We start from the raw sequence: 254 nt of genomic DNA on the forward strand, positions 1-254 counted from the left end.
TGCTCCTATTCCTTGAATCATTCGAAAGATCACCAGCTGCTCCATCGTTTGTGAGAAGCCGGATAGCGTTGATCCGACAAGAAAAATGATAACTCCAATGGTAGACATGATTCTTCTTCCAAATAAATCCGCTAATTTTCCGAAGATTGGCGTACTAATGACCGTTGTTAATAAATAAACAGATATCACCCAAGTATAGAGCCTGCTTCCACCTAAATCTTCAACAATTTTCGGCATTGCGGTACTAACGATTG

The 254-nt window shown here is 40.2% G+C and carries 1 protein-coding gene; it reads right to left on the minus strand.

Annotation, left to right across the window (positions count from 1 at the left end; genetic code table 11):
* Window positions 1-254, minus strand: a 254-nt coding sequence (locus tag RYX56_RS23850) for an MFS transporter (protein ID WP_317124319.1), incomplete at both ends; no start/stop codon positions are given.

The organism is Alkalihalophilus lindianensis (genome assembly GCF_032843265.1).
In the GTDB taxonomy this organism is placed as follows: domain Bacteria; phylum Bacillota; class Bacilli; order Bacillales; family Bacillaceae_D; genus Alkalihalophilus; species Alkalihalophilus lindianensis.